Here is a 13,168-nt window from a genome sequence, read left to right as displayed (position 1 = left end):
GGGACGCGGGGTTCTGCCCATCAGTCGGTGTAGGCGTCCAGCGGCGGGCATGTGCAGACCAGATTGCGGTCGCCGAACGCGCCGTCGATCCGGCGCACCGCGGGCCACACCTTGGCCCGGGTATGCGCGACCCCGCGCGGATACACCGCGACCTCCCGGCTGTACGGATGCTCCCAGTCGGCGACCAGGCACGCCGCCGTATGCGGGGCATTGCGCAGCGGGCTGTCGTCCACCGGCCACTCCCCCGCGGCGACCCGATCGATCTCGCCACGGATGGCGATCATCGCGTCGGCGAACTCGTCGAGTTCGGCGAGATCCTCGCTCTCGGTGGGTTCCACCATGAGAGTGCCCGCCACCGGGAAACTCATGGTGGGCGCATGGAATCCGTAGTCGGCCAGCCGTTTGGCGACATCGTCGACGGTGACGCCGGTGCGTTTGGTGATCTCGCGCAGGTCCAGGATGCATTCGTGCGCGACCATATCGCCGGCACCGGTGTAGAGCACCGGATAGTACTCACCCAGCCGGCGGGCCAGATAGTTCGCCGACGCGATCGCGGTGAGGGTGGCGCGGCGTAGACCGTCTGCGCCCATCATCCGGATATATGCCCAGGTGATCGGCAGAATCGACGCTGACCCGTAGTTCGCTGCCGAGACGGCGTGCGAATCGGTGACCAGTGGATCCCCGGGCAGGTACGGCACCAGATGCGAGCGGACCGCGACCGGGCCGACCCCGGGGCCGCCGCCGCCGTGCGGAATGCAGAACGTCTTGTGCAGATTGAGGTGGCTGACATCACCGCCGAACCGGCCCGGCCGGGCCAGTCCGACCAGTGCGTTCAGGTTCGCACCGTCGACGTAGACCTGGCCGCCGGCGTCGTGGACCAGCGCGCACAGGTCGGCGATCTCGTGCTCGTATACGCCGTGCGTGGATGGATAGGTGATCATGATGCAGGCCAGCCGGTCGGCGTGGTCGGCGATTTTGGCGCGGAGATCATCGAGATCGACGTCACCGTTGGCCCGGCATTTCACCACCTCCACGCGCAGCCCGGCCATGGCCGCCGAGGCGGCGTTGGTGCCGTGGGCGCTGGACGGGATGAGGCAGGTATCGCGGCCGGTATCACCGCGGTCGAGGTGGTAGCGCCGGATGGCCAGCAGGCCCGCGTACTCGCCCTGGCTACCGGCGTTCGGCTGCAGGCTCACCGAGTCATATCCGGTGATCTCGGCCAGCCAGCGCTCCAGATCGTCGATCACGCGCCGCAGGCCGGGCGCATCGGTGACCGGCGCGTACGGGTGCAGCCGGGCGAAGCCGGGCCAGGTGATCGGCTCCATCTCCGCGGTGGCATTGAGTTTCATGGTGCAGGAGCCGAGCGGAATCATGCTGCGGTCCAGCGCGATGTCCTTGTCCGACAGTGCCCGCAGATAGCGCAGCATGGCGGTTTCGGTGTGATAGCGGGTGAACGCCGGATGGGTCAGGAACTCCGAGGTGCGATCGGCGATACCCGCGCCTACGGGTTCGGCGGGCGCAACGCCGAACGCGTCCAGGACCGCGGCGATATGGTCGCCGGTCGTCGCCTCATCACAGGCGACGGCAACGTGGTCGTCGTCCACCAGGCGCAGGTTGATCCCGCGTGCCGCGGCCTTGGCGACCACGCTTTCGGCATGCCCGGGCACCCGGACCAGGACGGTGTCGAAATATTTGTCGTGCACGAGCGCCTCCCCCAGCGCAGCCGCGAGCTGCTCGGCATGCCCGTGTACCCGCCGCGCGATGGCCCGCAACCCGTCGGCGCCGTGGTAGCAGGCATACATGCCGGCGACGATCGCGAGCAGCACCTGCGCGGTGCAGATATTGGAGGTGGCCTTCTCCCGGCGAATATGCTGCTCCCGGGTCTGCAATGCCAGCCGGTAGGCGGGCGCGCCGTCGGCGTCCTTGGACACCCCGACCAGGCGGCCGGGCAGCTGCCGGGCCTGGGCGGTGCGCACCGCGAGATAACCGGCGTGCGGGCCACCGAAGCCCATCGGCACACCGAACCGCTGGGTGGTACCGAAACAGATATCGACGCCCTGCTCCCCCGGCGGCGTGATCAACGTGAGGGCGAGCAGATCCGCGCCGGCGGCGACCAGCGCACCGCGCTCATGGGCCTGCGCGATGATGCCGGTCCAGTCCACCACGCGCCCGGACGCCCCCGGCACCTGCAGCAGTACACCGAAGAACTCGCCGTCGGGCAGACCGTCACCGGCCAGATCGGCCTCGACGATGTCGATACCGAGCGGTTCGGCGCGGGTGGTGAGCACGGTGCGGGTCTGGGGGAAGAGATCGCTGTCGACCACCAGGCGGGTTCCGCGGCCGCGGCCGACCCGGTGCATCAACGTCATCGCCTCGGCCGCCGCGGTGGCCTCGTCCAGCATCGACGCGTTCGCCACGTCCATACCGGTCAGGTCGGTGACCATGGTCTGGAAATTGAGCAGCGCCTCGAGCCGGCCCTGACTGATCTCGGGCTGGTAGGGCGTGTAGGCGGTGTACCAGGCCGGATTCTCCAGCAAGTTGCGTACCAGCACAGGCGGGGTCAGGGTGTCGTAGTAGCCGAGCCCGATCATCGAGGTGGCCACCGTATTGGTAGCCGCGAGCTCGGCCAGTTCGGCCAGCACCTCGTGCTCGCTTGCGGCCGGTGGCAGGCCCGCGAGCGGGTCGGTCTCTGCCGCAGGGGGGTAGGTGTCGAGGATTCCGGCGGGCAGCGCGGCCGCAGCGAGATCTTCGGCGGATGCTATACCGATCTCGGCGAGGATATGCGCGAACCCGGCGCCGTCGGGTCCGATATGCCGGTCTGCGAAGCTCTGGGTCACCACGACTCCCTGGTAGGGCGGCCGACCATACGGTCGGCACAGGGCCCTCCCCCTCTGTCGCGGCGCCTGAGAGCTTCGGCGGCGGGCCAGCGGACCGATCGCCTTTCACCTTGGGCGGGTGGCCCGGAGCCACCACTTTCCAGAGGCGCCGGCTCCCGTACGGTCCTGGTGCCTGAGAGATTGACGGGGAGGTGCTGCTCCTTCGGCGCCCGGATCCTCAGCGGATCCGGGGCTCTCCCGCACGGCTACGGCGCCTGGACATCTTAGCCCGGTGGCCGGACCGAGCGGGAACGCACCCGGGATGTGCTCTCGTCCGTGCCGGTGCCCGCGGCACCGGAACTCCGCGGAATGCGTTACCCGGTTTTGCGGGTCATACGTACTTTGCGCCGGTAGGATAACTCGTCCTCGGGCCGGTCGGTGGCCTCCTCCGCGCGTTCCGCGGGAAAAGCCGCGATCGCGCCGGTGAGCTCGCGCATCGCGCTGTTGACCGCGATACCGAATACGCCTTGCCCGCCCTGCAGTAAATCGACGACCTCTTCCGGCGAGGTGCACTCGTAGACCGAGGTGCCGTCGGAGAACAGGGTGATATTCGCCAGATCCTGTACGCCGCGGCTGCGCAGATGATCGACCGCGATCCGGATGTTCTGCAGCGAAATACCGGCGTCGAGCAGACGTTTCACGATTTTCAGGACCAGGATGTCCTTGAACGAATACAACCGCTGGCTACCCGACCCGGCCGCGCTGCGAATGGAAGGTTTGACCAGACCGGTCCGCGCCCAGTAGTCCAATTGCCGGTAGGTGATACCGGCGACCTGGCACGCCGTCGGAACCCGGTATCCGACCAGGTCGTCGGGGACCGAATCGTCGGGGAACAAACCGGGTTGTATTTCGTAGCGCCGAGGCGGGCCCACTTCCGACCGCATATCCCGCATATGCTCTGCCACTGAACTACTCCCTTGCTCCGCCGATCTGTGCCCATACCCGACGGCCCGGCGTCGAATACGAGGCTACTCTTCCCATTCTCTCGGCCGCAGAGGTGCCGATCCAAACGCGACGCGCGGTAACAGTCTCGACCTGTAGTTGAGGTCTAGAAAACAATCGGGAAACTCAACTGTCGGTCGCTTTGAAATCGTCCGGGGATACCGACTCGAGGAACTCCTTGAACTTTTCGACTTCGTCCTCGCGTTCGTCGGGCATCACCAGACCGGCTTCCTCGAGCACGGATTCCGCCGCATAGATCGGGCAACCGACGCGCAACGCGATGGCCACCGAATCGGAGGGGCGCGCCGAAATCCGCACCTCGTTCTCGAACACCAGATCCGCGTAGAAGGTGCCCTCCTTGAGATCCACGATATGAACCTCTTCGAGGGTGTGCCCCAGATCGGCGATCAAAATCTTGACCAGATCGTGGGTGAGCGGCCGGACCGGAGTAACACCCTCCTGCTCGAGCACTATCGCCGTGGCCTCCGCCTGCCCTATCCAGATGGGCAGATACCGCTCACCGTCGGCCTCCCGCAGCAGCAGGACGGGCTGATTCTGTGGCTGCTCGACCCGGATGCCGATCACGCGCATTTCGCTCATCGCACTGCCTCCCATACTCCCCGGCCGCCCGCCCTCGCCGATGCAGGGCTCGCCGTACCACGAGTCTAGGCGAATTCCGGGCGCTGCCGCGATGGCACACGGACACCGGAATCGGTGTGTTGCCACCGGCGTCGGCGCCGGCGATCCCGCCGCAGGTCAAGCCGATACCGCCGGTGTCGGTGGGTTCGGCACGGGCGATTCAGCCGCCCAGTGAGTTGCGCACCGAAGCCTTCACCAAGCTCGCGTGCAAGGTGAGCGACAGTGCGGCGAGTTCCCGCACGGTCTCCTCGGCGCGGGCGCGGGCGCCCGCATCGCGACTTTTCGCGATCGGTGCGGCGATCTGCGCGACCAGCGCCGCCTCCCGGTCCGCGGCGAGCTTGAACGCCCGCAGATGCCGGGCCTCCAAACCGAATTCGGCCATCGCCTTCGCCGTAGTGGCCAAGGTCACCGCATCGGCGTCGAAGAAACCGGCGGGGCCCGGAGTGATCAGATTCGCCCGGATCAGATCGGTGAGGAATTTCTCGTCGATACCGGCCTGCTCGAGCAGATCCTCGCGGGTCACCCGGATCTCGTGATCGAATTCGAGCTCGTCGGCGGTGATCCGGCCGGGCTGGACCGCCAACCGGCGCGGCGGCCGCGGTGTCGTCGCGCCCTCGTCCGCCATATCCTGCCCCGCATCCGGACGGGCGGTGCGCGCCCGCGCACGGGCCTCGCGCACCCCGAGCGTCGCGGCTCCGCTGTCGATTGCCTCGAGTTGTTCCTTGATCACCTTCAGCGGCAGGTACTGGTCACGCTGCGCGGTCAGCACGAACCGGAGCCGCTCGCAATCGGCCACCGAGAATCGGCGGTAACCCGAGGGGGTGCGTTCCGGGCGTATCAACCCCTCCGCTTCCAGGAAACGGATCTTGGAGATGGTGATATCCGGAAAATCCGGCCGCAGCAGATCGAGCACGGAGCCGATCGACATCCCTCCGTGCGCCCATTGCTGCGCCGCGCCTGTCATGACTTCGAGTCTTTCATGCCGAAGCGCCGATCACCCGGATCGGCGCACCGATCATCACTTGTTCACAAACTACCGGCCCCGGCGGCCGAACCGGCCTCCTGCGTCCGCGGACCGGTGAGGAACACCAGCCGGAACTTTCCGATCTGGACCTCGTCACCGTTCTGCAGTTCCGAGGAGTCCACGGGCTCCCGGTTGACGTAGGTGCCGTTCAGGCTGCCCACATCCACGACCTGGAAGGAATCCTCGTCCTGGCGGAACTCGGCGTGACGGCGGCTGACAGTGACATCGTCGAGGAAGATATCGCTGTCGGGATGGCGGCCGGCCGAAGTGGTCGGCTGATCCAGCAGGAACCGCGAACCCGCGTTCGGGCCGCGTTTGACCACCAGCAGTGCCGCTCCGACCGGAAGACCTTCGACACCCTGCACCGGCTGTTCGCCGGTCGGCTCGCCGGAGCGCGATGCGTCGACCTCGTTCAGGAAATCCGCGCGGAAGACCGACGTCGTCTCGGCCGCGGTCTCCCCGTAACCCGGGTCTTTGTTCTCGCTCACCGTTTCTCTCCTCCTCGAACCTCATAAACCATGCAGGCAGATGCCGCGGTGCGACGTGGCTCGGCGGCCCCGACTCCGGGCGGCACATCCGTTGGCATTGACCGTACCCTGCCGGGCCGTGCCCGTGCAGGTAGAACCGGGAAGGCTGGATCAGCCCCCGATAACTCCTTGATAACCTGCGGCATCGAGCAGTTCACCGAGACTCGAGTCCAGTGCGGAGGCACTGTCCACCTCGAGTTCGAACAACCACCCGCCACCGTAGGGATCGGTGTTCAGCGTTTCCGGCTTCGCCTCCAGTTCCTGGTTCACCGCAACGACTTTCGCGCTCAGGGGAGCGTAGATGTCGGAAACGCTCTTGGTCGATTCGACCTCGCCGATACCGTCCCCGGCGGCAACGGCGGCACCGGTTTCGGGCAACTGAACGAACACGACGTCACCGAGTTGCGACTGCGCGTAATCGGTGATTCCCACCCGGACCCGGGTGGGCTCGATCCGACGCACCCATTCGTGTTCGGTGGTGTAGCGCAGGTCCTCCGGAGCCGGATTCACGTGGTGTCCTTTCCTCGTGTCGTCGTGCACGATGCAGCAACTCTATGCGAGCCCGTCACCGTTTGCCGCGCCGGTATCCCGGGCGGGCTCACCGCCGGGACGGGCCGGGGATCGGGGCACCGTCCGCGCGACGGCGATCGCGCGCCCCAGGTACAACAGTCCCGTCCAGACGTAGACCGCGGTGCCCCAGATCAGCAGCGCCGAACCGAACGCCCAGCTGAACCCGTCACCCGGCCAGTCCATCTCACCGGCCAGCAGCCAGGGAAACGCGGACATGAGCGCGAAGGTGGCGGCCTTTCCCAGGTAGATGACCTCGGGGGGATCGAGGCCGCGACGGCGATAGATCGGCAGTGTGAGCATGAGTACCGCATCGCGGCCGATCAACAGGACCGCCACCCACCAGGGAATGATGTCCCGGGCTACGAACGCGGCCAGCGTGGTCACCAGGTACAGGCGATCGACGAACGGGTCGAGCAGGGCCCCCAGCCGGGAGGACTGGTCCAGCAGACGAGCGAGTTTGCCGTCCAGGAAGTCGGTGACCGGGCTCAGGATCAGCAGGACGAACGCCCAGCCGTCGGCATGCTGCACCAGGAGCAGCCAGAGGAAGAGCGGCACGCTGAGCAAGCGCAAGACACTCAGCACATTGGGGACGGTGAGCATCCGATCCGACAGCACCGCCGCGAGGGCACCACCGGATCGCCGGTCCGCGGCCGCGGGCTCGGTTCCGCCGGTTCCCGAATCACTCGTCACATGCCAGTGCTTACCGCACGACCCCTGCCGATGCCAGCACGACCCCCCGTACGGTCTGCGGAGAAGTAACGAGCATCGAATACTCGGCGCCGCCGGTATGAGTGAGAGAAAGATCATGTCGGTGCGGGCCGCCCTGTCCGGCTCGCCCGTCCGGTCCCACCCTCCGGCTCCGGCACGTCGCCGCCTTCCCGCCACCCAGCCGATGGGTGTACGGGTCCCGGCCGCAGCCGGTGGTCCCGCTCCCGGGTGGCGTACCGGGCCCGCGCCGTGATGCCGGGCACGGTCCGGGGCGCCCGTGGGTACGGTTATCCGGTGTCGAACAGTCGTATCCCCTTGCGCTCGTATATCCCCGCCGAGGACATGCTGGCCCGCGGCCGTGCGGTCCGCGACCGGGTGTCACGGACCGCGCGCGATCGCGCGATCCGTACCGAGGGGCGGCCGTCGATCGTCGAATTCGTCGAGGCCACCAACAAGGGCCGGCTCGAGCATCTGGTCCCGTTGCGGATCGGCCGGATGCTGGCGTCGCCGTTCGCGTTCTACCGGGGCGCGGCCGGTCTGATGGCCCTCGACCTCGCGGGCAGCCCCGATACCGGGTTCCACGCCCAGCTCTGCGGCGACGCACATGCGGGCAACTTCGGCCTGTACGGCACCTCGCGGGGCGAAATCGTCATGGATATCAACGATTTCGACGAAACTGTGCCGGGGCCGTGGGAATGGGACCTGGAGCGGCTGGCGGCGAGCTTGGTCCTGGCCGGGCGGGTCGGCGGTGCGGACGAGGACGAATGCCGTACCGCCGCGGCCGATGCCGCGCGCAGCTATCGGCGCACCGCCGCGGCGCTCGCGCAGCGGCCGTTCCTGACCTCGTGGTCGGCACTGGCCGACGAATCGATTCTGGATCGCGTCGAGGCCGACGATCTGCTCGACAATTTCAAGAAGGCCGCCAAGAAGGCGCGTAAGAACACCAGTGAGAAGGTCGTCCGCAAGTGGACACATATCGACGATCACGAAACGGGTATAGAAAGTCACCGCTTCGTCAGTGATCCGCCGATCCTCACCACCGTGGCACAGGAGGTGGAGGACGCGGCCATCGATGCGTTGGAACGTTACGGGTCGAGTCTGCGCGAATCCCGGCAGGGACTGCTGGGACGGTTCGCCGTCGCCGATATCGCGTTCCGGATCGTCGGCACCGGCAGCGTCGGGATGCACAGCTATGTCGCTCTGCTGCACGGGAATTCAGGTGAAGTACTGGTATTGCAGCTCAAGCAGGCCGCCCCTTCGGCCTTGGCGCCGGTACTCGGTATCGCCGCACCGAAACACGAAGGTAAGCGAATTGTCCAGGGCGCCAGGCTGGTTCAGACGGAGACCGATATCCTTCTCGGCTGGACCACCATGGATATTCCGCAGCCCGGCGGCGGCAGCCGGGAACTGCCGTTCATCGTCCGCCAGTTCCGCAATCTCAAGGGCGGAATAGCGCCCGAAGAACTCGAACCGCACGATCTCGACGATTACGGCCGGCTCGCCGGCGCCCTGCTGGCGCGCGCCCACGCCCGCTCCCTCGATCCCCGGTTGATCAGCGGCTACCTCGGCGAAGAAGCCGACTTCGACGGAGCCGTGGCCGATTTCGCGGTGCGCTACGCCGATCGCACGGAAGCCGATCACGAGGAACTCGCCGCCGCGGTTCGGGCCGGGAAACTTCCGGCGGAGGAGCCGGACCGGTAGTTTCGAAAGGTGCGCCGCGCTCGGCGCCGCAGGAGTCTCGGTTCGGACGCGAAGGGCGGTCACCATGCTCGTGCAGGTTCAGGACAGCACCGACAGTTTTGCCGAGCGGTCCCTGATCGATTGGCTCAGCGGCTGGGGCACGGTCGACAGTCCGCACGGAGTGGCGATTCTCAACTGCGATCTGCGGTACGACAACGAGACCCACCACTTCGATGCCGTGGTGTGGACGCCCACCAGCTGCGTTGTCATCGATGTGGCGGGCCTGCGCAGCGAACAGGGTGGCACTCTGCACGTTCCGCTCACCGGCAGGTCGACGCTCAACGGGGTCCGCGCGGACTTGGAAGCCGCCGACGATCGCTCGCTACTGGAACGGTCCCGCGAACACACCTTCGCGATGCAGAACTGGCTCGCCGCGCGTGGGCTGGGACAGCGCATGGTCCACGGCGTCGCGTTGATCGTGCCGTTCCAGCCGGTACCGGTCCAGATCGACCAGAAGGTGCAGGATCCGAGTTTCGATGTGATCGTCGGTAACGACCCCGAACGACTCCGGCACTATTTCGGTGTCCTCGCCGAACGCGAATCACACCGCTGGACCGCCAACGATGTGGCCGCCGCATTCCGCGGCCTGGGAATCCTGGCGTACCTACCCGCACCCCAGCCACTGATCGACGAGGGTTTCCTCGGCCCGATCGATGTCACACGGTGGCACGGCAGCCCGGCCCAGGCCGAGGCGGAGCAGTACGCCGAGGATCTGGCCGAATTGGAACGGCTCGCGGGAGCACGCCGATTCCGCGCACCCTGGTACAGCCCGTGGTTGCTGTATCCCAGAGAGCCCGGCGATATCGACTTCGGCCGGGCCGTCATGCGCGCGCTCTACGCGCTCGGCATTTTCGTCGCGGTCGCGTGGGTCCTGTGGTTCGTGATCACGGCCTTCGTGACCTACGGGCCCGGCTGAACCGCGGCAGATCGGTGAGCCGGCCGACGGCAGCGGGCGTATCGGCACGACCGGACCGAGCCGGCCGTACATCGCTGCGCCGAACCGTCGCAGCACGACGGATTACCTCGTGGCCGCCCGCGATGGATATGGTCGGCTCGTGAGCACCGCATCCGGCGCGCCGAACCAGTGTCCCGCGGATCGGCCTACCGGAGACGATCACCGCCCGGCCGAGAACCGCCTGGGGCCACCGGCGCACCTGCCCCCTGCCCGCCGGGGTCGACCGCCGGGCCCGCACCCGGTTACCGCCTCGACTCCACCGGCCGCCGGTCCCGTGACCACCGGAATCGTCGGGGCGACCGCGGGGGCGGTGGCGGCGGCGTTACCGTGGTCGTTCCCGCCCGGTGGCGGGGCCACCACCTTCGATCTGGCTGTCGGGTCACGCGTGGACCCACGGCTGGACCCACGGCCCTGGGTGGCCGAGGTCCTCGCGCTGGCGACCAACACCGGAGTCGTACTCGCCCTGCTCTGCGGCAGTGCCGTGTGGTTCGCCTGGCAACGCCGGTGGTGGGAGACGGCGACCATGGTCCTGGCGCCGGAGCTCGCGGTGGCTGTCAACACCTGGGCGCTGAAACCCTGGTGGGGGCGGCCGCTGCACGACTATCTCGCGTATCCGAGCGGCCACACCGTGCATCTCGTATCGGTGATCACGGCATTGGTCCTGCTGCTGCGCTCCGCGCGGGCCCGGGCGGTGATCGTCGCGATCGCCACGGCCGCTTGGTGTGCGGGTACGGTCGGCATGATCGCGCTCGATTACCACTACGCCACCGATATCATCGGCGGGGCAGCCGTAGGAATCTCGCTGACCATCGGCCTCTATTGGGTCTCGGTGTGGATCCGCCGCACTTTCGGGCCGCGCCCGCGCTGACCCCTACGCCACGGCACCGCACCATCCGGCTCATCCCTGCCCCGCGGCGCCCAGCGCGACAGCCGCGACCACACACATCCATCCGGACCACGGCCAAGCGTGACCCACGGGACATCCGGTCTCGAGCGACCGGATCCGGGCCCGCCCGTAGTGGTCGAGACCGTACGCACCGATCGGTGCAATGGTCGACGTACACATCGGAGACGGGCCCGGCTGCCCGCAGGGCCGGCGCCCCGCTATTGCCGTTCGTAGACGCTGGCGTCGTCCAGCATGGCGGCGTCCAGCATCGATTCCGGCACACCGAGTGCTTCCACCAGAGTGAGGGCATCCGGGCGGAGGCGGTCGACCAGTTCGTTCATCCCGCGCCGGACGGCCTTCGCCCGTTCCACCGAGATGAAACGGTGCATGATGAACCAGGCCGAGTTCTCCTCCAGCACGGAGTACACGTAGAGATCGCAGACGGTTTCGGCGAGCGCACGAGCCTGCTCGTCCTCGATATCGGCGATCCCCTCGATGAACGCCTCGAGTACCAGCCGGTCGATATGGGCGGATCCGGCGGCGAGGATATGGTCCTGCGCGTTGTTGAATGCCTCGAAGGGCCCGGTTTCCTCGGCCCGGGCGCGTAGCCGGTGGGCGGCGGTGCGGGTGAGATAGTCCTCGCGGTCGGCGAACAGCGCCAACTGAGTGGCGCGTTTACCGAGATCGCCCTCGTCGACGGTTTCGCCGCCACGGTCGCGCAGGGTCTGGATCAGCTGGCGTACGCCGGAACGTTTGCGCACCACATCACCGGCCATGGTCGCGGCGAAACGGACCCAGCCGAGAGCATCCAGGTCGCGCACCTCGTCGGCGTAGGCGGTGAGAATTTCCTTGGCGACCAGCTGGGTGAGCACCACATTGTCGCCCTCGAAGGTGGTGAACACATCGGTATCGGCCTTCAGGGTGACCAGGCGGTTCTCGGTGAGATAGCCGGCACCGCCGCAGGCCTCCCGGCATTCCTGGATGGCGCGGGTCGCATGCCGGGTCTGCGCCACCTTCAGCCCCGCGGCCCGTTTCTCGAGGGCGCGCTGCGAATGCGGGTCGATATCCTGGCCGGTCTGCACCAGATGCATCCGGCGGACCAGATCGTTCTGCGCGAAGGCCAGCGCGTAGGAGCGGGCCAGCAGCGGTAGCAGCCGGCGCTGATGCATCCGGTAGTCCAGCAGCAGGGTTTCGCCGCCGTCGTCGGGGTTGCCGAACTGGCGGCGTTTCAGTGCGTAGCGCAGCGCGATACTCAAGGCGACCCGGGCACCGGCGGCCGCGGCGCCACCGACACTCACCCGGCCGCGCACCAAGGTGCCGAGAGTGGTGAAGAAACGGCGGCTGGGGTTGTCGATATCGGAGCTGTAGGTGCCGTCCGGGGCAACCTCGCCGTAGCGGTTGAGCAGATTCTCCCGCGGTATCCGCACCTGGTCGAAAACGATCCGGCCGTTGTCCACCCCCGGAAGGCCGCCTTTGCGGCCGCAGTCGGAGGTGGTGACACCGGGCAGATCGTTGCCCTGTTCGTCCCGGATCGGGACCAGCAGGCAGTGCACCCCGTGTTCACCCGCCGGTGTCCGCAGCTGCGCGAACACCGCTGCCATCCGGGCGTGTTCGGCGGCACCGCCGATATAGTCCTTGCGCGCCGAGGGGGTGGGGGTGTGGATCACGAACTCTTCGGTGGCCGGATCGTAGGTGGCGGTGGTTTCCAGATTCGCGACATCGCTGCCATGCCCGGATTCGGTCATCGCGAAACAACCGAGCAGGTCCAGCGTGATCAGGCGCCGGATGTATTCGGTATGCCGTTCGGTGCCCAGATTCTCCACGGCACCGCCGAACAGACCCCACTGCACACCCGATTTCACCCAGAGTGAGAGGTCGGCGTAGGCGAGCATCTCCAATCCGACCACGGCGGCGCCGGGTTCACTTGTGCCGCCGTGCTCGCGCCGGAACCCGCGATCGGCGAGGCCGAGTTTCGCTATCTCGCGCATCTGGTCCAGTACCCGGGCGCGGGCTGCGGGGACGTCCAGACCGGGGTCACCGGCGAATCGCCCGTCCGCGAGCTGGGTGCGGGCTTCTTCCCGGACTTCGCTCCACGGCCCGTCCAGTGCCTGCCGTAACTGTTGTGCTGTCGCAGTGCTGCCGGTGCTCATGCCTTCGACCCTAACGGCCGTGGTGGGGCGGAGCCCGGCGACAAACCGCACAGGGTCGCGGTGTCGGCGGGCGTACATGGTTGCGCGATGAGCGGGTATGCCCGGAACGCAGGGCCGGGCCGGCCGGAGTGCGCACCGCGGCCGGTGTGAT

The 13,168-nt window shown here is 67.5% G+C and carries 11 protein-coding genes and 1 riboswitch; of the genes, 3 read left to right on the top strand and 8 right to left on the bottom strand.

Features of this window, described 5'->3' with window-relative positions; all coding sequences use genetic code 11:
* Positions 1–20: 20 nt before the first annotated feature.
* From gcvP to ON22_RS10865, 7 genes are all read right to left on the bottom strand, one after another.
* Complete coding sequence (gene gcvP, locus ON22_RS10895) at positions 21–2,837, bottom strand: aminomethyl-transferring glycine dehydrogenase (protein WP_086007710.1); 2,817 nt, start codon at positions 2,835–2,837, stop codon at positions 21–23.
* Positions 2,838–2,987: 150 nt separating this feature from the next.
* Positions 2,988–3,087, bottom strand: a riboswitch (glycine riboswitch).
* A 103-nt stretch (positions 3,088–3,190) separates the two neighbouring features.
* A complete protein-coding gene (locus ON22_RS10890) occupies positions 3,191–3,769 on the bottom strand; it encodes a MerR family transcriptional regulator (RefSeq protein ID WP_051157420.1) in 579 nt (192 codons plus the stop codon).
* Positions 3,770–3,944: 175 nt separating this feature from the next.
* On the bottom strand, positions 3,945–4,418 hold the full coding sequence (locus ON22_RS10885) for a bifunctional nuclease family protein (RefSeq protein WP_033242491.1): 474 nt from the start codon (positions 4,416–4,418) through the stop codon (positions 3,945–3,947).
* Positions 4,419–4,617: 199 nt separating this feature from the next.
* Entirely contained in the window at positions 4,618–5,421 is an 804-nt protein-coding gene (ftsR, locus tag ON22_RS10880; protein ID WP_033242049.1) for a transcriptional regulator FtsR, read from the bottom strand.
* Between the two features lie 62 nt (positions 5,422–5,483).
* Entirely contained in the window at positions 5,484–5,969 is a 486-nt protein-coding gene (gene odhI / locus ON22_RS10875; protein WP_030520553.1) for an oxoglutarate dehydrogenase inhibitor Odhl, read from the bottom strand.
* A gap of 150 nt (positions 5,970–6,119) precedes the next feature.
* Positions 6,120–6,518: a glycine cleavage system protein GcvH gene (gene gcvH, locus ON22_RS10870; RefSeq protein WP_033242048.1), complete on the bottom strand. Its 399-nt coding sequence runs from the start codon at positions 6,516–6,518 to the stop codon at positions 6,120–6,122.
* Between the two features lie 42 nt (positions 6,519–6,560).
* The gene (locus ON22_RS10865) at positions 6,561–7,268 is read right to left on the bottom strand and encodes a CDP-alcohol phosphatidyltransferase family protein (protein ID WP_373280851.1); all 708 of its coding nucleotides are present in this window, start codon (positions 7,266–7,268) and stop codon (positions 6,561–6,563) included.
* 360 nt (positions 7,269–7,628) lie between these two features.
* Between ON22_RS10865 and ON22_RS10860 the strand changes: the two genes are divergently transcribed.
* The 3 genes from ON22_RS10860 (at position 7,629) to ON22_RS34550 (ending at position 10,849) form a co-directional block, all read left to right on the top strand.
* The gene (locus tag ON22_RS10860; protein WP_373280854.1) at positions 7,629–8,987 is read left to right on the top strand and encodes a DUF2252 domain-containing protein; all 1,359 of its coding nucleotides are present in this window, start codon (positions 7,629–7,631) and stop codon (positions 8,985–8,987) included.
* 64 nt (positions 8,988–9,051) lie between these two features.
* The gene (locus ON22_RS10855) at positions 9,052–9,942 is read left to right on the top strand and encodes a hypothetical protein (protein WP_033242047.1); all 891 of its coding nucleotides are present in this window, start codon (positions 9,052–9,054) and stop codon (positions 9,940–9,942) included.
* 313 nt (positions 9,943–10,255) lie between these two features.
* Positions 10,256–10,849: a phosphatase PAP2 family protein gene (locus tag ON22_RS34550; RefSeq protein ID WP_051157419.1), complete on the top strand. Its 594-nt coding sequence runs from the start codon at positions 10,256–10,258 to the stop codon at positions 10,847–10,849.
* A gap of 236 nt (positions 10,850–11,085) precedes the next feature.
* On the opposite strand, the gene ON22_RS10845 is transcribed toward ON22_RS34550, so the two are convergent.
* On the bottom strand, positions 11,086–13,017 hold the full coding sequence (locus ON22_RS10845) for an acyl-CoA dehydrogenase family protein (protein WP_033242046.1): 1,932 nt from the start codon (positions 13,015–13,017) through the stop codon (positions 11,086–11,088).
* Between the last annotated feature and the right edge of the window lie 151 nt (positions 13,018–13,168).

The sequence above is a fragment of the Nocardia carnea NBRC 14403 genome (assembly GCF_000308515.1).
Taxonomy (GTDB): Bacteria; Actinomycetota; Actinomycetes; order Mycobacteriales; family Mycobacteriaceae; genus Nocardia; species Nocardia carnea.
This window is presented reverse-complemented; position numbering and strand designations above follow the sequence as displayed.